The following is a 25,115-nucleotide window of genomic DNA, read 5'->3' on the forward strand; positions in this document are numbered from 1 at the left end:
CGTAATAAGGAATAGATATGAAATTATCACAATTCAAATTTAAGTTACCCGAAGATAAGATTGCTCTGCATCCTATGAAATATAGGGATGAGTCTCGTTTGATGGTATTGCATCGTAAAACAGGTAAGATTGAACACAGGATGTTCAAGGAAGTTCTGGACTACTTTGATGACAAGGATGTGTTTATATTCAACGATACGAAGGTATTCCCTGCGCGTTTGTACGGTAACAAGGAGAAGACGGGTGCCCGTATCGAGGTATTCTTGTTGCGTGAATTGAATGAAGAACTTCGCTTGTGGGACGTATTAGTGGATCCGGCGCGTAAGATTCGTATCGGTAACAAGCTGTATTTCGGGCCGGACGATTCAATGGTGGCCGAAGTTATTGATAATACGACTTCCCGTGGACGTACACTGCGTTTCCTTTATGACGGGCCTCACGACGAGTTCAAAAAAGCTTTGTATGAATTGGGTGAAACTCCGCTGCCACATACGATTATTAACCGTCCCGTAGAGCCGGAAGATGCAGAACGTTTCCAGTCTATCTTCGCGAAGAATGAAGGTGCGGTGACAGCTCCGACTGCCAGCCTGCACTTCAGCCGTGAATTGATGAAGCGTTTGGAAATCAAGGGAGTGGACTTTGCATATATCACTCTGCACGCAGGTCTGGGTAATTTCCGCGACATTGACGTGGAAGACTTGACGAAGCACAAGATGGATTCGGAACAGATGTTTGTGGATGCGGATGCAGTGAAAGCTGTTAATCGTGCCAAAGATAACGGAAAGAATGTGTGTGCGGTGGGTACGACGGTGATGCGTGCCATCGAAAGCGCAGTCAGCACCGACGGGCATTTGAAGGAATTTGAAGGATGGACGAACAAGTTTATCTTCCCGCCGTATGAATTTACTGTGGCCAATTCAATGATTTCCAACTTCCATATGCCGCTTTCTACATTGTTGATGATTGTAGCTGCTTTTGGGGGCTATGAGCAGGTAATGGATGCTTATCACGTAGCATTGAAGGAAGGATACCGTTTCGGTACATACGGAGATGCAATGCTGATTCTGGACAAATAATGGCAAAAGTTTATGTAGGGCTCGGCACAAACCTGGGAGATAAAGAACAAAATCTTCGGGATGCCGTGCAAAAAATAGAAGAGCAGGTAGGGAAAGTCATTTCCCTGTCTGCTTTTTACGTTACCGCCCCTTGGGGATTTACTTCTGAGAATAGTTTTCTGAATGCTGCCGCTTGCGTGGATACGGATTTGTCCCCTTTGGCGGTATTGCAGGAGACACAGGCGATTGAACGAGAATTGGGGCGTACCAAAAAGTCCGTTGACGGAGTGTATAGTGACCGTCTGATTGATATTGACCTCTTGTTTTATGAAGATTTAGTGCTTTCTGTAACCTCTCCGACAGGTGCAGAACTGAATCTCCCCCACCCTTTAATGACAGAACGTGATTTTGTAATGCTGCCGTTGGCAGAGATTGCGCCGGAGTTGGTACACCCGGTATTTGGGAAAACTATGAAAGAGATTAGCAGCGGAATAAAGAAGCGGCTGGATTGATATGGCAAGTGCTATAATGATATAAATTAATTATAAAGGTTATACTTTTCTTTTTATTTATTATTTTTGCCGCCGGTTTGTTACTAATTTGAAACAAAAAAGAATGAAGGTAAAGCAGGGCAACAAAGAATTGTTAGAAAAAGAGTTCGAAGAATTCTTTCAAGCAAATTATTCCCGTTTTTATTATTATGCCCTGCGATATATTCCTGATTCTGAGACTTGTAAGGATTTGGTTGGCGATTCGTTCCAATTTATGTGGGAGCGGATTGAAACTTTCCGGATGGATACGGCACTCACCTATATGTACACTCATCTGCATCATCTCTGCATAGATTATCTCCGGCGTCAGGAAAAGCAGGAAGATAATAAGCTGTCTTACTTGTCGATGCTTCGTGAGTGGAATGATGACGACCGACGGGAAAGTGAGGCGCGTATTGTTGTTATTATGCGGTTGATAGAGGAAATGCCGCCCCTGACACGTACGGTGATGGAACAATGCTATGTTTATAAGAAAATGTATCGAGAAGTGGCGCGGTTGACCGGTCTTTCGGAAAGTGGTGTGCGCAAACATGTGATGAAAGGGCTGAACATTATTCGGCAGTATTTTTCTGTAAAGTATAAAAAAGGTGGTAATTATAGTGACTAAAGTAATGTTTGATTCGTAGTAATTACGTGTAGTACATAGAAATGCGTTGATAGAATTATAAATATCATAGAAAAACAGCAAAACTATATGAGTGAGCAAGATAATAAACAAGATAGTAACTGTTGTGAGGATTATCAGGACGTAAGTACTCCCCAGGAGGAGCGTTTGCAGTATGAGTGCGAGCAGGCATTTCTCCGTTTGCAGTTTGAAGAACCATCAGGCGCAGAGGAGTGGAAGAAGTTCAGCAGCCGTGTCCGGCAAGAAAAGAAGAAGTCCCGGAAACTCCGGTCATTTATATTGTTCTCCGCTTCTGCAGCAGCTTTGCTGATTGCTGTATTTTTACTGTGGAGCAATGTGGAGACTACGTTGCACGAGAAGCAAGTGGCGGTGTTAGTGAAGACGGAGCCGGTGAAACAGGCTTCCGTGATTGAGGAGGATATCTCTTCGGAAGAAAAGACAGAAACACCTTTGCCAAATCTCTCAAAGGCGAGGATTGAGAAAGAAGGAGTGGTGCTTTCGGCTACCGAAGCCGACTATACCCGTGCGTCTGTTGAAAAGGTATGTCGTAATATTGTCTCTATTCCCCGCGGACAGGTTTATAAGATTGTGCTGAGCGACGGGACGGAAGTATGGATGAATGCGTCCAGCCGCCTTTCTTTTCCTACACGTTTTTCAGGTTCCCGGCGTACTGTGACTCTTGAGGGGGAAGCATATTTCAAGGTGGCTCGTGACGAACAGCATCCTTTTGTGATTATTACCGATAAAATGACTACCGAAGTACTAGGGACTGAATTCAATGTGAAGGCATATAAGGATTCCGAGGCGCACGTCACATTGGTGCAGGGCTCTGTGAAAGTGCATATGCCCGGAATTGACCGGGAAGTTCTGCTGGTTCCCGGCGATGACATTACCTGTACGGATGACGATTTTCAGGTTCACCAGGTGAATGTGAGCTATTATACTTATTGGATGGAAGGTTATTTCTATTATGATAATGTTCATCTGAGCGACATCCTGAAAGATTTGGGACGTTGGTATAACGTGACGATAGAGATGGAGCAGGATTCCTTGCTTGAAGAGCAGCGCCTTCATTTCGTTGCCGACAGGAGCGAGACCATAGACAGTGTCATTGAAAATCTGAACCTTTACCAATATCTTTCCGTAACAAAGGACGGAGGAAATAAAATAACTGTTCGTAAGCGCGAATAAATATCTTTTTTAGTTCATATTTTATTTGTTTGGTGGACATTTTTTGTTCATCAACGGGGCGTTATTTTCTTTTTTTTATGATTGCTCCTGTTGTTCACAATGGATGAGGAAGTGTTTTAGAGCCTTTCTTTCTGATATGAAAAAAAGAAAATGACCGTCAGAATGAAAAAAATAATGTTTTGTTGGGACTATCTTGCTTAATCTTTCGTAGTAATATAAATTTTTAATTTTTCAATATGTTGGATTTATGAAAGATTATTTAAGCAAGAGAGGGACTCTTTTGAATTCAATCGTGATAGCGTTGGTGGTCTTTTTGTTCGCCGGTTTGCCTGTAAGGCAAGCTTTAGCGCAGAACGGTTCGAAGAGGTTTGACTTAGTGTGTCATGACGAAGCTATGCCTTCTGTGTTGAAGAAAGTGGAGGAAGCTTCAGGGTTTAAAGTTCTGTTCACTTACAATGAAGTCCAGAACTTCAAGGTGACTATCAACCTGAAACAAAAAACGGTGGAAGAAGCTATGGTGGCTATCACTACTTCTTTTCCGCTTTCTTTCAGGATTAACGGCAAGTATGTGTCGGTCTTGTTGATAAAGCGGCAGGCTACACAGAAAATCACAGGGCAGGTGAAAGATGTTAATGGGGAGCCGCTTCCCGGGGTGAATGTCCGGACGGACGACCCGTCGGTAGGCGGTGCTACCGATATGGATGGGAAGTTTACGATTGCTGTGCCCGAAGGCAAACAGGTAAAAACTGTGCATTTTACTTATATCGGTATGCAGAAGGTATCTGTTCCCTTTGCGGGGAAACCTCTTACTATTGTGATGAAAGATGACGCACATGCAGTAGATGAAGTGGTGGTGACAGGTATTTTTGAACGGAAGAAAGAAGGGTTTACCGGTTCGGCTAATCGGATGTCCGGTGAGGAGATTCGTAAACTGACTTCGGGAAATGTCCTGAACGCCATTCAGATGCTTGACCCCGGTTTCCGGATGGAAGAGAGTATGATTTCCGGTTCCAATCCTAGCTCGGTTCCGAATTTCAATATGCGTGGACAGTCCAGCATGGGAGATTATTCTACGGATGAGACGATTATTATGCGTGGTGATGTGGATACTCGTCCCAATCAGCCGTTGTTCGTGCTGGATGGTATCATTGGGGTAAGCGTGACAAAGATTATGGACTTGGATCCTGCCCAGATTGCCAGTGTCACTTTGCTGAAAGATGCTGCGGCGATGGCTATTTATGGATCGCAGGCTTCCAATGGTGTAGTTGTCGTGGAGACGAAAGCACCGGAAGCGGGCAAGCTGCGCGTCACCTACAATGGAAATTACAAAGTGGAATATCCTGATTTGACAGATTACAACCTGCTTAATGCGGCCGAAAAACTGGAGCTGGAAAGGCGTGCCGGGCTTTACGACGAGTATTACACGGGAGAATCGTCTGCCGGCAGGCTGGCGTCTTATGCCAACAAACTGTATAATGTCAAGCGTGGAGTGAATACGTACTGGTTGTCCCAACCTTTGCAGACGGTGTTTGCTCATCGCCATGGTATTAATCTCGAAGGCGGTAACGAGAGTCTCCGTTACAAACTTTATGCGGGCATTAATGAGGCTCCCGGTGTGATGAAGCAGACGGGGCTTAGCGGGAAAAGTGTCAGCCTGGACATTCGTTATCGTTACAAAGGCTTGTTAATCAGTAATATTGCTTATGTGGACTATAACGTGTCTGACAGAACTTCTCCTTATGGAAGTTTCAAGGAGTATGCTTCGTTGAATCCGTATTATACGATACGTGACGAAAAGGGAAATATTCCCCTTTATCTGGAAGAACCTTTGGATATGTATGATTTCTCTTCCGGGAAATATGTGACAAATCCGATGTATAATACACTTTATAACACGAAAGACCGTAACACTGCCTTTGAAGTGCGTGACGCTTTCCGTGCTGAGTATTCTCCGATAAGCAATCTGCGTCTTGCTATGGATCTAACTGTTACAAAGACCCAGTCGGATACGGATATTTTCAAGTCTGCCAATCATACGCAGTTTCAGACTGGAGAACTTCTACCGCTTGAAGACAGGGGGAGCTACCTATGGAGCAATGCTACTTCATTGCAGTACGATTTGGCTTTCACTGCCAGTTTCAATCAGATATGGAAGAACAAGCATCTGCTTTCTACTTTTTTCCGTTATAATGTGACCGAAACCAAGAATCATACGGCTGGTGTCAATGTGACGGGATTCCCTAATGATAATATGGACGAAGTATTTCTGGGTGCGAAGATGAAAGAAACTACGGGAGATGAAAGTACTACACGTGCGTTGGGAGCGGTAGCTACCGTCAGTTATACATATGACCAGCGTTATGCTGTCGATGTGAACGGTCGCTTGGATGCTTCTTCTGAGTTTGGAAGCAATAACAGGCTCGCTCCGTTCTGGTCAACCGGCGCGCGCTGGAATCTCCACAAGGAGTCTTGGATTAGGAAGACGGGGATATTCGATGAATTGGTTTTGCGTGCCACTTATGGTGTGACCGGTGAGCAGGGATTCTCTGCCTATCAGGCATTGCAGATGTATTCTTACGCCAATAGTATGCGTATTTATCAAGGTTCGGACGTGGTGGGAACGATGCTCTACGGTATGGGAAATCCGGATCTGAAATGGCAGATTACGAACTCTTTCAATGCGGGAGTTGACTTTAGCATGTTCAAGAATAAGTTGAGCGGACGTTTTGAATACTACAATAAGTACACTAAGAATACGGTGCTTGATTATTCATTGCCGCCTTCTGTGGGATTCAGTACGATGAAAGATAATGTCGGTAATATCTCTAATGTCGGATACGAGTTTACTTTGCGTGTGATGCCTTATTACAACCCGTCCAAACAGATGAACTTTAGTATTATTGCCAACGGAAGCCACAATAAAAATAAAATTAAGAAAATTTCCAATGCCATGCGTGCACGTAATCAGGAGATGATGCAGGAAGACCCCGACAACCCGAACAAGCTGAGCCGTCCCATGCCACGCTATGAAGAGGGATATTCACAAACAATAATTTGGACTGTCCGTTCATTGGGAATCGACCCTATCACCGGACGTGAAGTTTTTCTGGATCGTAATGGCAACCGCAAAAGTACGTGGGATGCGGCCGACCAGGTTCCGGTTGGTGACACCGAACCCGACCTGATGGGTACGTTGGGGGTAAACTTCAACTGGCGCGGACTTAGTGTCAGCGTGGCCGCCCGCTATAAGTTCGGCGGACAGGTGTATAACAAGACGCTGCTTGACAAAGTGGAGAATGCTGACATTTATAGTAATGTAGACCGCCGTGCTTATACCGAGCGCTGGCTCCAGCCGGGCGATGTGGCAAAATATAAATCTTTGTCGGAGACGGTAAACGGAAATACCACAAAAGCCAGTTCACGTTTTATCATGGATGATAACGAGTTGGTGCTGAACACTATTAATATCCAGTACCGCTTTGAGAAGCGTTACGACAAGTTCCTGGAGAGACTCGGGTTGAGTAGTGCCAGCGTAGGATTTTATATGGAAGACCTTTTCCACTGGTCTACGGTGAAAGTGGAACGTGGTACGGAATATCCGATGTCGCGTCAAGTATCCATGTCGCTGAATCTAACTTTTTAATTTATTTGCCTTATGAAGAAAATAATAGATATATCTGTATGCTGCCTGTTGCTGCTTGCCACTTCGTGCAGCGATTGGCTGGATGTAAATCCCAAGAACAATATAAAGGAAGAAGAACTGTTCAGTACCGAGCAGGGATTCAAGGAAGCGCTTACCGGTATTTATATGGCTATGTGTGATGTTTCGCTCTATGGCAGACAGTTGACTTATGGCTTTATGGATATTCTGGCACAGCGTTACGACACTCAGTCGGATACGGAAACGCTGGATTATACACGGACGGACTGGTACACATTCCCATCCAACCAGACAGAGAATTATACCAATAAGTTCTGGGGCGGACACTATAATATCATAGCCAATATCAATAATTTCCTCACCAATCTTGAAACGAAAGGAGATGTCGTGACAAGCGATGGGTATCAGGATATTATGAAAGGTGAAATGTTGGGATTGCGTTCTTTTCTTTACTTTGACCTGCTCCGTATGTTCGGGCCTGTCTATAAGGACAACCCGTCTTCTCCCACTCTTCCCTACCGGACGGAGTTCGACCGTTCTATAGTCCGGCTGATGCCTGCCTCTGAATTGGTGGACAATCTTATTACTACTCTGAAAGAAGCTGAAAGATTGCTGGAAAATGACCCGATGAATATCTCTTTCCCGACAGCGGGTTCGTATGAGGAAGGAGTTGACCCTTTTCTGGATTACCGTTTCAACCGTATGAATAAGTTTGCTGTAAAGGCAGTGCTTGCCCGTGTTTACCTTTATAAGGGGGATGCACAATCTAAGGCGTTGGCGGCGGATTATGCTGCTCAGGTGATTAAAGCATCCAAGGGAAACAGCCACTTGTTCACACTGGTTACGGACAATGCTACTGATCCGGTGTGTTCCACAGAGCTTGTTTTCGCGTTGAGCATGGATTCCGAGAAGTATGATGACCAGATAGATTTGGACTTCAAAGCCGGAATGACTAATGCATATTTTATCAAAAATAGGGACAGGGTCTACGAACTGTTTGATACGGAAGCCGACGGATATAATGATATGCGTATGAAGGAAGGACAGGGCTTCACCATTTCCAATACCGGTTCGTATACCCTCAAATTCAGACAGACCGGATTATTCTCTCCGGCAATAGAAAACCAGATGCCGCTTATCCGCCTGCCGGAAATGTACTATATTCTTGCCGAATGTACGGCAGATTTGAGTGAATCGGCAGAAACGCTGTCCGTTGTCAGAAGTGCCAGGGGGCTTTCCAGCATTGAGGTTTTTGCCGGTGAAGACGAGAAGATGAAGGAAATAGAGAAAGAATACCGGAAGGAACTGTATGGAGAAGGACAGTTATGGTATTTCTACAAACGGTTGGGATATAAGACGTTCCAATTTTGTCCTGTCAACAATATGACTGAAAGTAACTATCGTTTCCCTATTCCTGATGATGAGAAAGCTTTGGGAGGCATCTGATGATTAACAAATTATAAAGACGTTATGAAGACTATATATAACTTATATCTTATTGTACTGGCTGCGCTTTTTTATTCTTCTTGTACGAAAGAGGAAGTTTATTCTTTCACGGGAGAGCCTGCCATAAACTTTACTTCGCAGGAATATCAGTTAGGAGATATGCCGAATAGTCAGGAAGACCCGGACAATCCCGACCAGATGGGATATACTTCAAATTTTGCCGCTCATTATGAGAAGGGGCAATTCACGGATAAATATGATACCGTGTACGTGAAAGCCAAACTGGAAGGAATGTTGCAGGAACATCCTTTGCGGGTGAATCTTGCTTATGAGTCGGTTGAGGGCTATGATACACCGACATTGGTTTTGCCTAAGGACTCTGTTATCAAGGCGGGAGAGTATTATGTAAGGATGGCGGTGCTGGTGGAACGTCCTGCTGCCTATAATAAGGAGTATCAGGTAAAAATCACTTTCGATTATGCAAATTCGGATGTGGTGGCCGGCTCGGAGGAACGCCAGTCCATTATTCTGAAAGCATCGGATAAGTACGAAATCTCTCAGGAGAACATGGGAGTTGGAAGTGAAGAGGAATGGAACAACACATTTGCTTCTTATATCGGTATTTACGGCCCGGTGAAAGTACGTTTTATCTTGTCTGTCTTTAAAAACCGTACTACTCAAATCTTTGTATATACCCCTTATGGATTTGGGATAGGCTTTGACAGTCCTGCTAATGTGGAAACATTGAAGGAAGCCTTGAATGCATATAATGCTAAACATGGGGCATTGACTGAGCCCGACGGCACCGTTGTCACATTTGAACCGGTAGAAGTGAAATAGAAAGAGGAGGAAACTATATGAAACCAATTTATACGATATTGACAGTACTTGCGTTATTGGTAGTAAGTTCTTGTTATGAAGATAAAGGCAATTACGATTATCAGCCTTACCACCGGGTGTTGGTGGAAGTGGACAACAACTACGGAATCAAGCAACCGGAAGAAGCCATTGAGTATACTATCACTCCTAAGGTGACATTGAGCAATGGCAGCACTGACTTGTCCGATGTCTCGTTTTTATGGAAGATGGACAGGAGAACCAATCAGGGCGGCGAGAAGTTTGGAGAAACAGTAAGTACCGGACAAAGCGTCACTATTACGATAGACCCGAATGACACGAAGACGTTCTCTTATAATTATTATTTCCGTTTTTACGTGACGGACAATCAGACGGGCGTCACTGATATGTATCCTGTTAATCTGAAGCTTATCAAACCTTTTGAGAATTCCTGGATAGTGTTGCATGATATCGACGGGCACGCAGAACTGGGTAGTGTTGAATATGCTAATGGAGCCATGATTGTCACTCCCGATGCATTGACCAGGGAAAGAGCGAAAAATGAAGAGATAAAACAGGAACCGCTTACCGGAAAATCCGTAGCGCTGGGCAGGCGGCAGGTAGCTCTTTCAAGTTATGACGCTACTAATTGGCTGGGGTTGATTACCAATACGCAGTTATATGTAAGTACTACCAACCAAGAGGAGTCCGGTTTGCTCAATCAGGCGGAGAACTTTATATTAGCGGGTAACTGGGAACATATTATTTATCCCGGAGAAATAGAGGGATTCGGCAGTGATGATGTCAGTTTCGGCAACAGTTATCAGGCAGGCTTCCTATGCAGTCATGGAAAAGTGTTCCAGGGTTGTATGTATAGTGTGTTGATGTATGGCATGTATCCGGATAATGAAGTGGCGGCTGCAGGCGATTATTATGTCGAAAAAGCATATCCTGTTCCTACGGCGGGCATTGCTTTCGACAGCAAGAACCATCGCTTCCTGAAACTGAACATTCAAAGCCAGAATAGCTGGTCGGGTAGTACACATACCGGTGCGGCACCTTCTAAAAGGGGGACGATACAGGTTGTTCCGAATAATCCGAAGAATGCGGCAGATCCTTCAGCAGTTAATCCCGATTTGAAGTTGGTAGACTTCACAGCCGGATATTGGTATGGTAAGTCTCTTATGGCGGCATGGCAGCGTATGGCTGTAAATGCTTATTTGCTGAACGAAAATACTGGCAAGTCTTCAGTGTACGTATTCCACGGTTATCCTATGACGAATAGCAGTGATCCGGATGACATTCCGGTGACGAACTTATATTCCATCGATACGCCGGCAGGGGTGACAACCCATACGCCGATGACCTCAAGTTGGGAGTACAGTAATATTCTTTTTTATGCTGTAGGTAATAAAATCTATAAATTGGACTTTGCTGTAACCGGAGGCAGTTCGACGGTTGTTTATCAGCATCCTAACCCCAATGCGGAGATTTCTTGTTTGCAGATGGCTTACGAAGAGGCTCTGTATGTAAGTGACATGCCTGATGGGGCGGAAATCTACGGGCATCCGTATGAACGTACAATGGCTGCCGGAGTGAACTTGCCGGATGGAACCGGTGAAGTGGTGGTTCTTCAGTTGAACACAGCCGGGAAAGTGGATAATGATACGATGTATCCTGCCATTCAGGAGCATAAAGGCTTCGGAAAGATTAAAGACGTGACATTTATTTAAGAGATTGCAGTTTTGCATGCGTAACTTATTTATTAAATTCTAAAATAGAACTATTTTTATGATGAATTCTTTGAAATTTTCTGGTTTGACAGCTGTTGCAGCTTCTTTCATCTGTTGCAATATGCTTGCCGGCACCGTAGATGGCAACAAGGTGCATCTCAAAGGGCAACTGGTAGACATGGGAACGACTGATGTTCCGATGCGCTTTGACGGGGCAGCTTCCATGTTGGGTGAAAGTCGTAATATCATGTTGAAAACAGATGCGAAAGGTAACTTCGACACTGTCATCGAGCTTGATAAGCCTGCTTACTTTAATATCAACCGTAATACGGTGTATCTGAGTCCGGGTGATGATCTGACAGTGAAAATCACACAGAATAATGGGGAGGCAGAGTTCGCAGGAAAGGGAGCGGAAGCCAACATATATATGAAAGGGCGCCTTTTTCCGCATGGAGGCTCTTTCCTTGAAAGTGGCGATAATATACGTGCTGACTTTGCCGCTACGCGGACTACTATCGACAGCTTGGCACGTATCCGACGTGCGCAGTTGGAAGCTCTGACAAACGTAAGCAAGGACTTCAAGGATATGGAGAATGCACGTATCAATGCGGATATTGTAAATAGTTACTTGTCTTATCCTTCTTATTCCCGACTTACGTCAGGAGTGAAAGATAGGGAACAGGCTATGCAGAAGGTCGACTCGTTTTATAATACCCTGACTGAAGAAGTAAAATCACGGATTAAAGAACTGGTTGACGACAGGTATCTGGATGTGAATGTGGCGCGTAGTGTACTGAGTCAGGTGAATGCTCCTTATCTGGCTTCTATGAAAGCATGGACGGAGGGCGTTACTTTTACCCCGCGTATTCAGGCTTTATTCAACTCTTCCGAATATGTTAATAAGTTGCGTCAGGAAGTAACTGATGAGTCACTGGCTGAGGTGAAGAGTTTTGCTGATAATTTGCAGTATAAGGACTTTGCGGCCGAACTGAACAGCATGATAGTAAAAGCGAGCCGATTGTTGAAAGGACAACCTGCTATTGATTTTGAATTGACTGATACGGCGGGAGTTGTCCGTCATCTTTCCGATTTCAAGGGAAAGGTGCTTTATGTTGATTTCTGGGCTACATGGTGTGGGCCGTGCATTCAGGAATCTCCGCATTTCGAGTCGTTAAGTAAAGAATATGCCGGTAAGGATATTGTTTTCCTGCCGGTTTCAACAGATACGAACAATAAAGCCTGGAAACGGTTCATTACCGCACATAAAAAACAACTCAGCCAGTATAACAGTGTCGATAAGACAATGCATAGTGGTTGGTCTATTTATTATATTCCCCGTTTTGTCCTGATTGACAAGGATTTTAATATAGTCAGTGCTTATGCGCCCCGACCTTCTAATCCGGAAGCGAAGGAAATGATTGACTCGTTGCTGAAATAAAGGACTGGTAAGAGGTATGTCTTAAAAAGGATATGTCTCCGGCGCTAAAACCGGGGCATATCCTTTTTCTTATTTTTTCTTCTTGTCAGCGATAAATCTCGGCAAATATGCCAGACAGCCTATCAGTATTGCGTACAACAACTCGATATCCCGAAACTCACGGTTGATAAAGTGGCAGACAATGGCGTAAATGGCAATCGTAAATCCGACATAAAGTGCCAGCACGAAAATCGTTCTTACTCTCTTATTTAGAATCATTTTAAATCTATTTATGTGTTAAATACGTGCCAAATATACTCATAATCTCCGAATTCTCTTTATCTTTGTAGCCGAAATGAAAGTGTGGACAGATTTGAGTAGCTTGCAACCACGGAAAAAAATGCTAAAACACGTCTTATCGACGCTTTGCCGTTTACTCTTTGCAGCACTCACCTCTCCTACTCTCTCATTCTTAATTCTTATTTTTTAATTCTTAATTTAAGAAAGATGGGATACTTATTTACATCCGAATCGGTGTCAGAAGGACACCCCGACAAGGTAGCCGACCAAATATCGGATGCCGTACTTGACAAACTGTTGGCTTACGACCCCAGTTCGAAAGTAGCTTGCGAAACACTAGTGACTACCGGACAAGTGGTGCTAGCGGGTGAAGTGAAAACTAAAGCGTACGTTGACCTCCAGCTCATCGCACGCGAAGTGATTAAGAAAATCGGCTATACCAAAGGAGAGTACATGTTCGAAAGTAACTCTTGTGGTGTATTGTCCGCTATTCATGAGCAAAGCCCCGATATCAACCGCGGTGTAGAACGTCAGGATCCGATGGAGCAGGGCGCGGGCGATCAAGGTATGATGTTTGGTTATGCTACGAATGAAACGGAAAACTACATGCCGCTTTCTCTTGATTTGGCACACCGCATTCTGCAAGTGCTGGCTGATATCCGTCGTGAAGGTAAGGTGATGACTTATCTCCGCCCCGATGCAAAAAGCCAGGTTACTATTGAATATGACGACAACGGAACCCCTGTCCGCATTGATACAATCGTTGTTTCTACGCAACATGATGACTTTATCCAGCCGGAAGATGATTCACAAGCGGCTCAGTTGAAAGCTGACGAAGAAATGCTGTCTATTATCCGCCGTGATGTGATCGAGATTCTGATGCCTCGTGTGATTGCTTCTATCCATCACGACAAAGTGTTGGCATTGTTTAATGACAAGATCATCTATCATGTTAATCCTACCGGAAAGTTTGTAATCGGTGGCCCTCACGGAGATACCGGATTGACAGGTCGTAAGATTATCGTTGATACTTATGGTGGTAAAGGTGCTCACGGTGGTGGTGCTTTCTCAGGAAAAGACCCCAGCAAGGTAGACCGCAGCGCGGCTTATGCAGCACGCCATATCGCTAAGAACATGGTCGCGGCAGGTGTAGCGGATGAAATGCTCGTACAGGTAAGTTATGCTATTGGTGTAGCTCGTCCGATCAATATTTTTGTGGATACTTACGGCCGTTCTCATGTGAATATGACTGATGGCGAGATTGCCCGCATCATTGACCAATTGTTCGACCTTCGTCCGAAAGCTATCGAAGAACGTCTGAAGCTTCGCAATCCTATTTATCAGGAAACTGCTGCTTATGGTCACATGGGACGTGAACCGCAAGTGGTTACGAAGAAATTCTCTTCCCGTTATGAAGGTGAGAAAACGGTAGATGTTGAGCTCTTTACATGGGAGAAGCTTGATTATGTTGATAAAATTAAAGCCGCTTTCGCTCTGTAAGTCTCTTTAGAGCTTTGCTTATTGTATAAAAGAGTCACAATTTCACCTTCCTTTCCCGGGAAGATGGGATTGTGGCTCTCGTTTTTTATAAGTTATATTTAAATAAATGTATTTTGGATACTAAATATATCTTGCAGGAATTTGTTACTTTTGTTTCGTGAAACGAACAATTTCCAGATGAAAATAAAATATTTCTGTTCAAGGTGCCATTGGTTGGCTTTTTGTTGCTTATTTGTCGGTATAGGTAGTATTTTGTCGTCTATATCCTTTTCTTCATGTTCTTCTTCAGTGAAGAATCCTTTGCTATTGTGCGCTGATTCATTAATGGAAGCACGTCCTGATAGTGCGTTATTCATTTTGGAATCTATCTCTTCTCCACAGAAACTGCCACGTGCTGATAGGGCGCTTTATGCGTTGTTGTTTACGCAAGCTCAGCATAAAAACTATATTGCTTTAGAAGATGATTCGTTGATAAAAACAGCTGTTGAGTACTATGGTGATAGAAAGAAGAGTGTGCGTGCCGCAAAAGCCCATTATTATTTAGGAGCTACATATCGGGATATGGGTTATACTTCTTTCGCTGTAGAAGAATACTTGACGGCAATTCGGTTGATGCCTGTTAAAGATGAGTTTTTGGCGATGATATATGATAATTTGGCGGAATGTTATGAAGAGGAAGATTTGAGTAGTATAGCGGCAGAAGCTTATCGTTCAGCTTATCAGATATTAAAAGGGAAAAGTGGACAGGTATATCCATTGAGAGGTATTGCACGCACATTCTTGTTACAGAATGAGAAAGATAGCGCACTATGTTATTATGGACATGCTCTTGATTGTGCGTTAGTAGATTGCGATTCTAATCTGATAGGTGCACTTTATCATGATTTAGCTATGGTTTATAGTGAAGAAAAGGATTATATTCAAGCAGATAAATACATATCGAAAGCTATTGAAATAATGGATTATGATAGTTCTTTTAATGCTTGTTTATTAAAAGCTAAAGTTATGCTTAATCTGGATAAGCTTGATTCCGCTAGTTATTTTTATTGTAAGAATATAGAACAGCTTGATATTTATGGCAAAGTTGCTTGTTATGATGGAATGTATCAGGTTGCAAAGAAAAAAGGTGAATGGAAAGCTGCAACAGAAAATATTGATGCATATAAGATACTTTATGATTCAATTCAGGTGATTGCTGATAATGAGGAACTTAATCGACTTATGGATAAGCATCAATTGGAAGAACATAAAAGAGTATTGTCAGAGCGTACTAAAATATTAATTGGTAGTTTGATTGTTGCATTTCTTTCTTTGATGGTTATATGTGTTTTTTCCTTTATGTGGAATGATAGGAAACGAAAAAAGCGTTATATAGCATTGCAACATGAATTAACTCAAAAGCGAGTAGATACTATGTTGTTAAAAGAGGAAGAAATTTCTGACTCCAATAAGGAACTTGTTAATAAAAAAATGTCCGAATTGAGGGAACAGCAGTTTCAATTATGCGTGTCTGTGTTTCAGAATACTGATTATTACAGTAAATTGGAAGCTTTAGAGAAAGCGACTCCAAAGCAATTATTAGTGATGCGTAATTTGAGAGTGGAGATGCATATTGTTATATGCAAAACATTTATTGATGTAATGACGAATTTGCAAGAATGTTGTCCAGCTTTAACTCATGACGATTTGTTTTATTGCATTCTTTCCAAACTTCATTGTTCCAAAACTGTCATTATGGAATTAATGGATACTACATCAGATGCTCTTAAAACACGTAAGAATCGTATTAAGAATAAAATGGATGCAGGGATGTTTGAATATGTATTTAGCATTGATAATCTGTAAATTATAGTGTCCTGTTACCATTGTTACCACATAAAAATCGTTTTTTTTGTATCAACTATGTATTTTTGGGGCGAAATTTTAAACTCAATTTATTATGAAAGCTAAATTCTTACTTCTGTTATTGTTGACCATTTTACTTCAGGTAAACACAACTTCCTTTGCACGAGAAATGAAATCTTTGCGTCAGATTGAACTAAGAAATAAAACTCAGGCACAACATAGAACTATTCCTATTATACCTATTGCTGTTGTTGAAAGCCCGATAGTATCCATTGACCTTCTTGTACCTGTTACTTCTGTAACAATCATCATAAAAGATGCAGAAACGGAAGAAGTTGTTTATTCATCTACTGATTTGAATGTACAAAAGGTTAATGTTAATCTTGCAGGTGAGGAGAAAGGCAAGTATATTGTAGAAATACAACTTCCGACTGAAACCTATGCCGGAGAGTTTGAATTAGACTAATCTCTGTAATAGATATATTTGCAACTAGATAAATATACCTAAATTATTAACTATTAAGGCCCCGCTATTGAATATATAGTGCATTGCTGAAAAGGCGATTGGCGATTAGATGTTGACCGAGAGGGGAAAGAACCGGTTGATTTTGACTCGTGGGCTTAATGTTCCTTGCGAAAGGCATACAATAGTTATTAGGTATATTTTGAAAATAGAATCACTTATAATAATTGTCTCGCTGAAAGCTGGTAGGGTGTTCGAGCAAACTGGTTATTCGAATAAAAGTTCATTCAGCGGCAATCTGATACATCTGTTTGCAGATGCGATATCTGCAATAGATGTATTTTCTGTGAGAAAGGCTCTTGGAATTCTGAATCAGAAGTCCAAGAGCCTTTTGAGCGTAATAGACCAGTATGTTCAATATGAGAAAGCAGGTATATCTGTTATCTCTGATAAAGATAAATGTGAATAACGGAATTTTTTCGTAATTTTGCGCCTACGATATAATAAACTCATGGATAGTGCGATGAAGATGAACCAAATAAATTCTGTATGCGTATATAGTGCCTCCAGTACCAAGATAGATCCTGTCTACTTTCAAGCAGCCGAAGAACTCGGCCGTCTGCTTGCCGAACATCATATTCGTTTGATTAACGGAGCCGGCAGTATCGGGCTGATGTGCTCTGTGGCAGATGCAGTCTTGAAGAATGGTGGTGAAGTGACCGGAGTAATCCCTCATTTTATGGTAGAGCAGAACTGGCACCATACGGGACTGACAGAACTGATTGAAGTGGAATCCATGCACGAGCGCAAGCAGAAAATGGCAAATCTGAGTGATGGCATCATCGCACTGCCGGGCGGATGCGGAACACTTGAAGAACTCCTTGAGATTATTACATGGAAGCAATTGGGGCTTTATCTCAACCCTATTATTATTCTCAATGTAAACGAATTCTTTGACCCGCTGTTGGAAATGCTTGAAAAGGCTATTGAGGAGAACTTTATGCGTCAACAGCATGGAGATATATGGAAAGTAGCCCGGACGCCTGAAGAAGCCGTAAAATTGCTTTATGAGACTCCGGTGTGGGATGTTTCCATTCGTAAATTCGCTGCTATATGATAGGCGATACGCTAAGTGCCCAACGCGCTGATACTCTGCCGCTGTTCCAACAAGGGCAGACTGCCCCGGTGAAGGCGGCTAGTGATAGTTTGCAATTGACTGCGGCTCATACTACGCAGGAAGTTGAATCAGGCTTTGAGGGAACCCCTATCCCCTACTCTCCCCGTACGGATGACGTAATCTCGTTAACGTTGCTGGTTTGCTTCTTCCTTTCTTCCATCGCTTTGGCACGCGGAAAGAGATTTCTTTCGCAGCAAGTGAAAGACTTTGTGCTGCACCGGGAGCGGACGAGCATCTTTGATAGCTCCACGGCGGCTGACATGCGCTATCTTCTTGTACTCGTATTGCAAACCTGCGTGTTGGCGGGAATCACATTTTTCAATTATTTTCATGATACTTGTCCCGCTCTGATGACCCATGTCTCCCCTCTCCTTTTACTCGGAATTTATGTCGGTTTTTGCCTGGCATATTTCTTACTAAAATGGTTGCTTTACATGTTCCTTGGATGGACTTTTTTTGACGAAAACAGGACAAATCTATGGTTGGAATCTTATTCTACACTCATATATTATGCCGGATTTGCCCTTTTCCCATTCGTACTTTTTCTAGTTTATTTCGATCTAAGCCTCACCAATTTGATTGTAATTGGTTCAATTATTCTAATTTTAGCTAAAATATTGATGTTTTATAAGTGGATAAAGCTTTTTTTTCATCAATTTAGTGGCCTTCTCCTTTTAATTGTGTACTTTTGCGCTCTAGAAATAGTACCTTGTCTGCTACTCTACCAAGGTATGATTCAAATGAACAATATTTTGCTAATAAAATTTTAGGACGTTGAAAATTACAAAAGTACTAGTGTCGCAGCCTAAGCCTGCGTCAGAGAAATCTCCCTATTACGACATAGCTGAGAAGTATGGCGTAAAAATAGATTTCCGGCCGTTTATTAAGGTTGAAAGTCTTTCGGCGAAAGAATTTCGGCAACAGAAAATTTCGATTCTCGACCACACTGCCGTTATATTCACTTCGCGTCATGCTATTGACCACTTTTTCAGTTTATGTACTGAAATGCGTGTAGCGATTCCCGAGACAATGAAGTATTTCTGCGTGACGGAAGCGGTGGCATTGTACATCCAGAAGTATGTACAGTACCGCAAGCGCAAAATCTTCTTTGGAGCTACCGGAAAGATTGAAGATCTCGTTCCTTCCATCGTGAAGCACAAGACAGAGAAATACCTCGTCCCGATGTCGGACGTACACAATGATGATGTGAAAAACCTGCTCGACAAGAATGGTATTCAGCATACAGAAGCTGTGATGTACCGCACAGTGAGCAACGACTTTACGTCAGAAGAAGAGTTTGATTATGATATGTTGGTGTTCTTCAGCCCGGCAGGAGTGACTTCTTTGAAGAAGAACTTCCCCGATTTCAATCAGAAAGAGATTAAGATCGGAACTTTCGGCTCTACTACCGCACAAGCTGTACGTGATGCCGGCCTTCGTCTGGACCTTGAAGCGCCTACGGTGCAGGCTCCGTCAATGACTGCCGCACTTGACATGTTTATCAAGGAAAACAATAAATAAACAGAGTGGGTATATATACTTTGTGCAAAGCCGAAAGGCTGAACAGTAAAATACAGATCGGAAAGATGTTTGAGGGCGGCGTTTCGAAGTCGTTTTCCATCTTTCCGATACGTGTTGTATATATGCCTGTCGAACAGGGTGAGGCTTCGGTTTCCATACTGATCAGCGTGTCGAAACGACGTTTCAAGCGGGCGGTAAAGCGCAACCGGGTGAAACGTCAGATACGCGAAGCCTACCGAAGAAACAAAGAACTCCTAATCGGTGAACTGCAACGGCGTGAACAACGTCTGGCTGTCGCCTTTATCTATCTGTCGGACGAGCTTATAGCTACTGCCCAATTGGAAGAGAAAATGAAAATAGCGCTTTCGCGCATCTCCGAAAAGCTTTCCTCATGAAATCCCAGGGCTCCGGGGTATCCTCCATCTGGGTATCTGTGAAAGGATTTTTGAGAAGGATATTTTCGTTCTTGCTACTTATCCCCATCTATTTTTACCGGATTTGTATTTCTCCGCTTACACCTCCTTCTTGCCGGTTCACACCCACTTGCTCGGCTTATGCAGTCGAAGCGATAAAGAAGCACGGGCCTGTGAAAGGGCTTTATCTGACTGTGCGACGTATCCTGAGATGTCATCCCTGGGGTGGCTCCGGTTATGACCCTGTGCCCTAAAAAGAATTAAAACAAAGAATCAAATATGGAAGGGAAAATGATAGATACGATCCTGGATATTCATACCCATAGACGGGAAGCTGACTCTGAAGGCAAGTCCATTATCAATTATAAACAGTTGACAGGAGCGCCGCTTTTGGAAGGTTATTATTATTCTATCGGTATCCATCCCTGGGAGCTGACACTGTCTAATATGAAAGAGCAACAGGATTTTATTATCAGTCAACTGTCCGATAAGAGGATTGTAGCCATAGGGGAGGGCGGACTGGACAAATTGACAGAGATTTCGATGGAACTTCAGAGAATGGCATTTATAATGCAGATAACCCTGTCGGAACAGTACAGCTTGCCATTGATCATCCACTGCGTGAAAGCGATGGATGAAATGTTGGCTGTGAAAAAGAGATTTCGTCCCACACAGCCCTGGATATGGCATGGTTTCCGGGGAAAGCCTGAACAGGCGACGCAATTACTGAAGCAGGGATTCTATCTTTCTTTGGGAGAGCATTATTCCGATGAAACAATGAAGCTGATACCCGACGACCGCTTATTTTTGGAGACAGATGAAAGTTCGCTTGATATTGAAGACATCCTGCGGCAGGCAGCCGAAGTGCGTGGAGTGGGAGTGGAGACGCTGCACGAGACAATCCGTAGAAATATTCAAAATGTCTTTTTTAAGGCCTAAGAGTTGTATCTTCCGGGAAAGAGTCGTACTTTTGCCGCATATCGGATTAAAAAGACAATAAAAAACTAATAATAAAAAGAGTAATACGATGAATTTTGTAGAAGAATTGAGATGGCGTGGCATGTTGCAGGACATCATGCCGGGAACGGAAGAGTTGTTGAGCAAAGAACAGGTGACAGCCTATATCGGTTTTGACCCGACAGCCGATTCTTTGCACATCGGGCACCTTTGCAGTGTGATGATTTTGCGTCATTTCCAGCGTTGCGGACATAAGCCGTTGGTGCTGATTGGCGGTGCTACAGGTATGATAGGTGACCCTTCCGGGAAGTCGGCAGAACGGAATTTGCTGACAGAGGATACTTTGCATCTCAACATGGAAGGCATGAAGAAACAGTTGAGCAAGTTCCTTAACTTTGATTCTGATGCACCCAATCATGCGGAAATGGTGAACAACTACGACTGGATGAAAGAGTTCAGCTTCCTCGATTTTGTCCGTGAAGTGGGTAAGCATATCACTGTGAATTATATGATGGCGAAAGACTCTGTAAAACGTCGTCTGAATGGCGAGGCACGTGACGGACTGTCATTCACTGAGTTCACTTATCAGTTGCTTCAAGGATATGACTTCCTTCATTTATATGAGACAAAAGGCTGTAAGCTGCAAATGGGTGGTTCAGACCAATGGGGAAATATTACTACCGGTGCAGAATTGATTCGTCGTACGAATGGGGGAGAGGTTTTTGCACTGACTAGTCCGCTGATAACAAAGGCTGATGGTGGTAAATTCGGTAAGACAGAATCCGGAAATATTTGGCTGGACGCTCGTTATACATCTCCATACAAGTTCTACCAGTTCTGGCTGAACGTAAGCGATTCCGATGCAGAACGCTATATCAAGATCTTCACTTCTATCGAAAAAGAAGAAATTGAAGCATTGATTGCCGAACATCAGGCAGCTCCGCACTTGCGTATCCTTCAGAAACGTCTTGCGAAAGAGGTGACTGTGATGGTTCATTCTGAAGAAGATTACAACGCGGCGGTAGACGCATCGAACATCCTGTTTGGTAATGCTACTTCCGACGCTTTGCGCAAACTGGACGAAGATACTTTGCTGGCTGTATTCGAAGGAGTACCTCAATTTGAGATTTCCCGTGATGCGTTGGCGGAAGGAGTGAAGGCGGTAGACCTGTTGGTCGATAATGCGGCTGTATTTGCTTCGAAAGGTGAAATGCGTAAGTTGGTTCAAGGCGGCGGCGTTTCGTTGAATAAGGAGAAGCTAACAGCCTTTGACCAGGTAATTACAACTGCCGACCTGCTCGATGAGAAATATCTGCTTGTTCAGCGTGGCAAAAAGAACTACTATTTGCTGATTGCAAAATAAGAAAAGAGATAGTTGAATGACTGAAAAATCAGGTTTTGTCGGCATGAGTCTGACAAAATCTGATAAAAAAACACCGAAATATTTGGAAGTTTAGTTAGATACTTCTATCTTTGCACCGCTTTTTAACAGAAAGCACTCTGAGTTTGTCCTATGGTGTAATGGTAGCACAACAGTTTTTGGTTCTGTTTGTCTAAGTTCGAATCTTGGTAGGACAACAACTTTCCAGTTTATTACAAGTAAAAACCCGCAAAAAACGTTATTTTGCGGGTTTTTTTGTATCCTTTAATAAGCTCTTCCGAAAAAAGTTGACGCTCATTCGGGAGATTTATCGGGAGACATTATCCGGTTAAAATCAATTCTTTTTTGAAGTTCCAGCAAAAACATGGAACATGGAACAGAAAAAAAGAACTTTTAACGTTTTATTCCTGATGCGTAGGAATAAACAGAGTGATGCCGAAGCATCGTTATTTTGCCGGATAACCATCCGAGGACAAAGATACGAATTTCCTCTCAATTGTAAAGTACGAGCGCGAAATTGGAATGCTGCGGCGCAAAAGTCTACAGGAAAGACAGAAGTGGACAGGGATGCAAATACCCGCATCGAAGATATAAAACTTTTCCCGAGCTGCAACAACTTGCCCGGACAAATCCGCTATCAGTTTTCTGTATTATATCCCCTTAGAGTTATACAGCTACCTGTTCTTCTTTGATAATAGAGATACCCAACGCTCTTTCTATTTTGGAAAGAGTTTCCAATGAAAGATTTTCCCGTCCTTTCAATATTTTCGAGATATACTGTTGGCTGCAACTCATCATTTCTGCCAGTTGCTTTTGGTTTATCCCCAGTTCGTCCATTTTATCCAGCATCAACATGGCTATGCGCTGTGAATATCGGAGCCACATTTTGTTCTCCTGTCTAGCTTCCAGTGCTTCACGCCATTTTGAAGGAGTTGAAGATGCATATTTTTCCAACTTCTCAATGGTTGTTTTCATGTCATTATCCATACTTTTTTCTCCTATAATTAAAGTTCAGTCATATAATCAACAAATCCTGTATCATCAATAACATTTTCCTGCAACAAGAAGTTCCGTACACGTTCCAATTTAGCGAGTTCCCTGCTTGTATGTTCTCTTTCCTGCATTGTTGCCGTCAATTTGATCGCCCCACCCGTAATGATATATATCCCGGAAACCAACTTGATAGCATATAGCCGTAACCATGACGAATGACCAAATTTGCGTTTCAGTCTTGCTTTTTCCTTCTGAAGCATGATATCGGACATCTGATTGTTATCCAACGGGCGGAATATCCGGTTTAAATCAGCTTCCGGAGAAATATCTAAAATGATACGTTGCAGGCGGTCGCTATCGTCAATCGTATCGCTTATAGCGATGTTTATATCAGATATTTTAAAATAGGCAATCAAATCATTAATGTTCTCTATGAAAAACGCGCGCAGCCATTGTACATCGTCCCATTGGTCAATCGTTTTGATAAATTCGTTATCGTCATTTTCATCGAATCGAACTGCCCACAATCTTCCGTCTCTAGTAATCTTGTCGAATATCATATCTTTTTTATTAGTTGTAACAAAGGTACAAAAAAAGAGGGAGATATACAACTTATAAGTTGATTATTTCGTTTTACGGATAGATTTTTATTTTGGTTTAGTAGTTGTATGGTAAATAGTGGTATCAGTATTCCAATCGTTTATTTTCTCATTTTTGTGATCTTGATTTCAGTAATAGTTTGTCTGTTGTAAGAAAACTATCATGTGTTATTTGTTTGAAAGATTGACTGTTTTAATGATTGCTTTATTCATTTATGAATAAGTCTGTCTTTTGTTAGCAACAATATCTTTACAGTTCTATAATAAACCCGGATACAGTTTTTAATAAATAGTTGGAGGGTTTATTATAAACGGTATCCGAGTTTATTAAAAACTATTTTTGGCGGATTTCAAGATTTTATGTGAATAATATAAACAAAACGGGAGAAAACCATTGCTGATTTTCTCCCATTGTAGTTCTTCCATATATGGAAATATATGTTTGATAATGTGCTATTATGTCTTGATTTTTATATAACTCATATTGCTTTTTCTCCTATTTTGGTTCTTCAAAGATACAAAATAAAAAGGGAAAAGTCAATAGCCGGGACTATTTAATGGTGAAAGCATAAAGCCCCATCATCATAAAAGATGTTTCCACCAGGTCGCCGGATTCTATCTGCTTGCCGAACTTGACCGGCTGCCCTTCCGCATTCATCCAGTGTGACCAGACTCCTTTTATGCGTTCCGCTTTGTTTAGGTAGCGCGCAAGCGTGAGAATACGCTTCGATCTCTCTTTGCGGGTAATCCATCCCCGTTCTATTCCCGTCAGTGTCACCATGACACCGAAGCCGCTTCCTCCGGTAGTCAGATTCTTGTTGTTGACATTCGTGCCTGCGTGAATCATTCCGGTCTGTTTATTGGCGAATTGCCAGAAATGATTGAATGCGGCACGTTGTTCCTCTTCCAATATGATACGTACAGAGTCGGGATGGTATGAGAAGGAAGGCGTCACCCGGACGGACGCGGCATATCCTGATATGCATACGCTACACGCCAGCAGGAGACTGAATACTGTTTTCTTTAGCAGGGAGTGGTTCATAGCTTTTTATTTTTGGGCAAAGTAAAGCTTTTCTTGCTATCCGCTCAAATTCCGGACAGCGTATCGAATACGTCAGCATGAAGAAAACGGAGAATCAGACTACTATTTCTATACTACATGGATAAATAATTGTCTGATAATGTGAATATTGTATCTTGGATATGTTTCCCTGTCTTTTTTCAATCTCCAAGGTATGATTCAGGTTGGATACCATTCAGTCTGCTTCTTTTTTGATGGCTTTGTTTCGGGATACTAAAAAATCCAAAGCATATGTGCTTTTCCTTTCATTAGGTGAAAATCTCTTTCGAATCGTATTATAGTTCGTTAAAAAAGTGTACATTGCAACAATTCTGGACATTTTTGGTGGATAATTGGAACAAAATTGCAAGGTAAACCCGTTTTCTTTTG

24 protein-coding genes and 1 tRNA gene are annotated in these 25,115 nt (G+C 42.5%); 21 read left to right on the forward strand and 4 right to left on the reverse strand.

Translation table 11 applies throughout. The annotated features are described in order from the left end of the window. Positions 1 to 17 precede the first annotated feature (17 nt). From queA to AB5443_RS16465, 9 genes are all read left to right on the forward strand, one after another. Positions 18 to 1,076, forward strand: a complete 1,059-nt coding sequence (queA, locus tag AB5443_RS16425) for a tRNA preQ1(34) S-adenosylmethionine ribosyltransferase-isomerase QueA (protein ID WP_022139150.1) — start codon at positions 18 to 20, stop codon at positions 1,074 to 1,076. Then, positions 1,076 to 1,567, forward strand: a complete 492-nt coding sequence (folK, locus tag AB5443_RS16430; protein ID WP_277129907.1) for a 2-amino-4-hydroxy-6-hydroxymethyldihydropteridine diphosphokinase — start codon at positions 1,076 to 1,078, stop codon at positions 1,565 to 1,567. The genes queA and folK overlap by 1 nt, the downstream gene beginning before the upstream one ends. A gap of 103 nt (positions 1,568 to 1,670) precedes the next feature. Further along, a complete protein-coding gene (locus AB5443_RS16435; protein WP_022139152.1) occupies positions 1,671 to 2,213 on the forward strand; it encodes a sigma-70 family RNA polymerase sigma factor in 543 nt (180 codons plus the stop codon). 87 nt (positions 2,214 to 2,300) lie between these two features. After that, positions 2,301 to 3,422 carry a FecR family protein gene (locus AB5443_RS16440; protein WP_195662024.1) on the forward strand — a complete coding sequence of 374 codons (1,122 nt, stop codon included), beginning with the start codon at positions 2,301 to 2,303 and terminating at the stop codon, positions 3,420 to 3,422. Positions 3,423 to 3,669: 247 nt separating this feature from the next. Continuing rightward, positions 3,670 to 7,065, forward strand: coding sequence for a SusC/RagA family TonB-linked outer membrane protein (locus AB5443_RS16445; RefSeq protein ID WP_368119624.1), 3,396 nt, complete (start codon positions 3,670 to 3,672; stop codon positions 7,063 to 7,065). A gap of 12 nt (positions 7,066 to 7,077) precedes the next feature. Further along, positions 7,078 to 8,529 (forward strand): RagB/SusD family nutrient uptake outer membrane protein, encoded by a 1,452-nt coding sequence (locus AB5443_RS16450; protein WP_277129899.1) that lies wholly within the window; start codon positions 7,078 to 7,080, stop codon positions 8,527 to 8,529. Between the two features lie 24 nt (positions 8,530 to 8,553). After that, positions 8,554 to 9,369, forward strand: coding sequence for a hypothetical protein (locus AB5443_RS16455; protein WP_277129896.1), 816 nt, complete (start codon positions 8,554 to 8,556; stop codon positions 9,367 to 9,369). Positions 9,370 to 9,386: 17 nt separating this feature from the next. After that, positions 9,387 to 11,099, forward strand: coding sequence for a PKD-like family lipoprotein (locus AB5443_RS16460; protein WP_277129893.1), 1,713 nt, complete (start codon positions 9,387 to 9,389; stop codon positions 11,097 to 11,099). 58 nt (positions 11,100 to 11,157) lie between these two features. After that, entirely contained in the window at positions 11,158 to 12,537 is a 1,380-nt protein-coding gene (locus AB5443_RS16465) for a TlpA disulfide reductase family protein (protein WP_277129891.1), read from the forward strand. Positions 12,538 to 12,606: 69 nt separating this feature from the next. Here AB5443_RS16465 and AB5443_RS16470 read toward each other — a convergent pair whose 3' ends face one another. Continuing rightward, positions 12,607 to 12,795 carry a hypothetical protein gene (locus AB5443_RS16470; RefSeq protein ID WP_022139159.1) on the reverse strand — a complete coding sequence of 63 codons (189 nt, stop codon included), beginning with the start codon at positions 12,793 to 12,795 and terminating at the stop codon, positions 12,607 to 12,609. Positions 12,796 to 13,023: 228 nt separating this feature from the next. Between AB5443_RS16470 and metK the strand changes: the two genes are divergently transcribed. From metK to AB5443_RS16530, 12 genes are all read left to right on the forward strand, one after another. After that, the gene (metK, locus tag AB5443_RS16475) at positions 13,024 to 14,316 is read left to right on the forward strand and encodes a methionine adenosyltransferase (protein ID WP_044653537.1); all 1,293 of its coding nucleotides are present in this window, start codon (positions 13,024 to 13,026) and stop codon (positions 14,314 to 14,316) included. 177 nt (positions 14,317 to 14,493) lie between these two features. Next, positions 14,494 to 16,161, forward strand: a complete 1,668-nt coding sequence (locus AB5443_RS16480) for a hypothetical protein (protein ID WP_368113713.1) — start codon at positions 14,494 to 14,496, stop codon at positions 16,159 to 16,161. A gap of 94 nt (positions 16,162 to 16,255) precedes the next feature. Further along, positions 16,256 to 16,627, forward strand: a complete 372-nt coding sequence (locus tag AB5443_RS16485; RefSeq protein ID WP_022136638.1) for a DUF3244 domain-containing protein — start codon at positions 16,256 to 16,258, stop codon at positions 16,625 to 16,627. 526 nt (positions 16,628 to 17,153) lie between these two features. Further along, a complete protein-coding gene (locus AB5443_RS16490; protein WP_044655339.1) occupies positions 17,154 to 17,741 on the forward strand; it encodes a TIGR00730 family Rossman fold protein in 588 nt (195 codons plus the stop codon). After that, complete coding sequence (locus AB5443_RS16495) at positions 17,738 to 18,571, forward strand: DUF4271 domain-containing protein (protein WP_303002794.1); 834 nt, start codon at positions 17,738 to 17,740, stop codon at positions 18,569 to 18,571. Before AB5443_RS16490 ends, AB5443_RS16495 begins: the two co-directional genes overlap by 4 nt. A gap of 4 nt (positions 18,572 to 18,575) precedes the next feature. Further along, a complete protein-coding gene (locus tag AB5443_RS16500) occupies positions 18,576 to 19,322 on the forward strand; it encodes a uroporphyrinogen-III synthase (protein WP_022136634.1) in 747 nt (248 codons plus the stop codon). A gap of 5 nt (positions 19,323 to 19,327) precedes the next feature. Continuing rightward, on the forward strand, positions 19,328 to 19,717 hold the full coding sequence (rnpA, locus tag AB5443_RS16505) for a ribonuclease P protein component (protein WP_368113715.1): 390 nt from the start codon (positions 19,328 to 19,330) through the stop codon (positions 19,715 to 19,717). A 50-nt stretch (positions 19,718 to 19,767) separates the two neighbouring features. Beyond that, on the forward strand, positions 19,768 to 19,989 hold the full coding sequence (gene yidD / locus AB5443_RS16510; protein WP_303003092.1) for a membrane protein insertion efficiency factor YidD: 222 nt from the start codon (positions 19,768 to 19,770) through the stop codon (positions 19,987 to 19,989). Positions 19,990 to 20,014: 25 nt separating this feature from the next. Then, positions 20,015 to 20,674, forward strand: a complete 660-nt coding sequence (locus AB5443_RS16515; RefSeq protein WP_022136632.1) for a TatD family hydrolase — start codon at positions 20,015 to 20,017, stop codon at positions 20,672 to 20,674. 88 nt (positions 20,675 to 20,762) lie between these two features. After that, on the forward strand, positions 20,763 to 22,055 hold the full coding sequence (tyrS, locus tag AB5443_RS16520; protein WP_368113716.1) for a tyrosine--tRNA ligase: 1,293 nt from the start codon (positions 20,763 to 20,765) through the stop codon (positions 22,053 to 22,055). Positions 22,056 to 22,199: 144 nt separating this feature from the next. Next, a tRNA-Gln gene (locus tag AB5443_RS16525) sits at positions 22,200 to 22,270 on the forward strand. Between the two features lie 213 nt (positions 22,271 to 22,483). Then, positions 22,484 to 22,765: an Arm DNA-binding domain-containing protein gene (locus AB5443_RS16530; protein ID WP_195407747.1), complete on the forward strand. Its 282-nt coding sequence runs from the start codon at positions 22,484 to 22,486 to the stop codon at positions 22,763 to 22,765. Here the strand turns inward: AB5443_RS16530 and AB5443_RS16535 are convergent. The 3 genes from AB5443_RS16535 to AB5443_RS16545 all read right to left on the reverse strand — a co-directional run bounded on the left by AB5443_RS16535 (position 22,740) and on the right by AB5443_RS16545 (position 24,707). Continuing rightward, the gene (locus AB5443_RS16535) at positions 22,740 to 23,060 is read right to left on the reverse strand and encodes a helix-turn-helix transcriptional regulator (protein WP_195407748.1); all 321 of its coding nucleotides are present in this window, start codon (positions 23,058 to 23,060) and stop codon (positions 22,740 to 22,742) included. The two genes, AB5443_RS16530 and AB5443_RS16535, sit on opposite strands and share 26 nt — an antisense overlap. Positions 23,061 to 23,077: 17 nt before the next feature. Beyond that, positions 23,078 to 23,626, reverse strand: a complete 549-nt coding sequence (locus AB5443_RS16540; protein WP_195407749.1) for a hypothetical protein — start codon at positions 23,624 to 23,626, stop codon at positions 23,078 to 23,080. Positions 23,627 to 24,215: 589 nt separating this feature from the next. Next, positions 24,216 to 24,707 carry a hypothetical protein gene (locus AB5443_RS16545; protein ID WP_195662013.1) on the reverse strand — a complete coding sequence of 164 codons (492 nt, stop codon included), beginning with the start codon at positions 24,705 to 24,707 and terminating at the stop codon, positions 24,216 to 24,218. Between the last annotated feature and the right edge of the window lie 408 nt (positions 24,708 to 25,115).

Source organism: Bacteroides sp. RTP21281st1_H5_RTP21281_210402 (genome assembly GCF_040918965.1).
GTDB lineage: Bacteria > Bacteroidota > Bacteroidia > Bacteroidales > Bacteroidaceae > Bacteroides > Bacteroides congonensis.

Excerpts from the sequence above, each read along its gene's own strand:
- tyrS (WP_368113716.1), top strand. The coding sequence starts at position 20,763 with ATGAATTTTGTAGAAGAATTGAGATGGCGTGGCATGTTGCAGGACATC.
- AB5443_RS16480 (WP_368113713.1), top strand. The coding sequence starts at position 14,494 with ATGAAAATAAAATATTTCTGTTCAAGGTGCCATTGGTTGGCTTTTTGT.
- metK (WP_044653537.1), top strand. The coding sequence starts at position 13,024 with ATGGGATACTTATTTACATCCGAATCGGTGTCAGAAGGACACCCCGAC.
- AB5443_RS16455 (WP_277129896.1), top strand. The coding sequence starts at position 8,554 with ATGAAGACTATATATAACTTATATCTTATTGTACTGGCTGCGCTTTTT.
- AB5443_RS16545 (WP_195662013.1), bottom strand. The coding sequence starts at position 24,707 with ATGAACCACTCCCTGCTAAAGAAAACAGTATTCAGTCTCCTGCTGGCG.
- AB5443_RS16450 (WP_277129899.1), top strand. The coding sequence starts at position 7,078 with ATGAAGAAAATAATAGATATATCTGTATGCTGCCTGTTGCTGCTTGCC.
- AB5443_RS16460 (WP_277129893.1), top strand. The coding sequence starts at position 9,387 with ATGAAACCAATTTATACGATATTGACAGTACTTGCGTTATTGGTAGTA.
- AB5443_RS16465 (WP_277129891.1), top strand. The coding sequence starts at position 11,158 with ATGATGAATTCTTTGAAATTTTCTGGTTTGACAGCTGTTGCAGCTTCT.
- AB5443_RS16515 (WP_022136632.1), top strand. The coding sequence starts at position 20,015 with ATGGAAGGGAAAATGATAGATACGATCCTGGATATTCATACCCATAGA.
- AB5443_RS16445 (WP_368119624.1), top strand. The coding sequence starts at position 3,670 with ATGAAAGATTATTTAAGCAAGAGAGGGACTCTTTTGAATTCAATCGTG.
- AB5443_RS16440 (WP_195662024.1), top strand. The coding sequence starts at position 2,301 with ATGAGTGAGCAAGATAATAAACAAGATAGTAACTGTTGTGAGGATTAT.
- AB5443_RS16435 (WP_022139152.1), top strand. The coding sequence starts at position 1,671 with ATGAAGGTAAAGCAGGGCAACAAAGAATTGTTAGAAAAAGAGTTCGAA.
- folK (WP_277129907.1), top strand. The coding sequence starts at position 1,076 with ATGGCAAAAGTTTATGTAGGGCTCGGCACAAACCTGGGAGATAAAGAA.
- AB5443_RS16540 (WP_195407749.1), bottom strand. The coding sequence starts at position 23,626 with ATGATATTCGACAAGATTACTAGAGACGGAAGATTGTGGGCAGTTCGA.
- AB5443_RS16535 (WP_195407748.1), bottom strand. The coding sequence starts at position 23,060 with ATGGATAATGACATGAAAACAACCATTGAGAAGTTGGAAAAATATGCA.
- AB5443_RS16485 (WP_022136638.1), top strand. The coding sequence starts at position 16,256 with ATGAAAGCTAAATTCTTACTTCTGTTATTGTTGACCATTTTACTTCAG.
- AB5443_RS16490 (WP_044655339.1), top strand. The coding sequence starts at position 17,154 with ATGAACCAAATAAATTCTGTATGCGTATATAGTGCCTCCAGTACCAAG.
- queA (WP_022139150.1), top strand. The coding sequence starts at position 18 with ATGAAATTATCACAATTCAAATTTAAGTTACCCGAAGATAAGATTGCT.
- AB5443_RS16495 (WP_303002794.1), top strand. The coding sequence starts at position 17,738 with ATGATAGGCGATACGCTAAGTGCCCAACGCGCTGATACTCTGCCGCTG.
- AB5443_RS16530 (WP_195407747.1), top strand. The coding sequence starts at position 22,484 with ATGCGTAGGAATAAACAGAGTGATGCCGAAGCATCGTTATTTTGCCGG.
- AB5443_RS16470 (WP_022139159.1), bottom strand. The coding sequence starts at position 12,795 with ATGATTCTAAATAAGAGAGTAAGAACGATTTTCGTGCTGGCACTTTAT.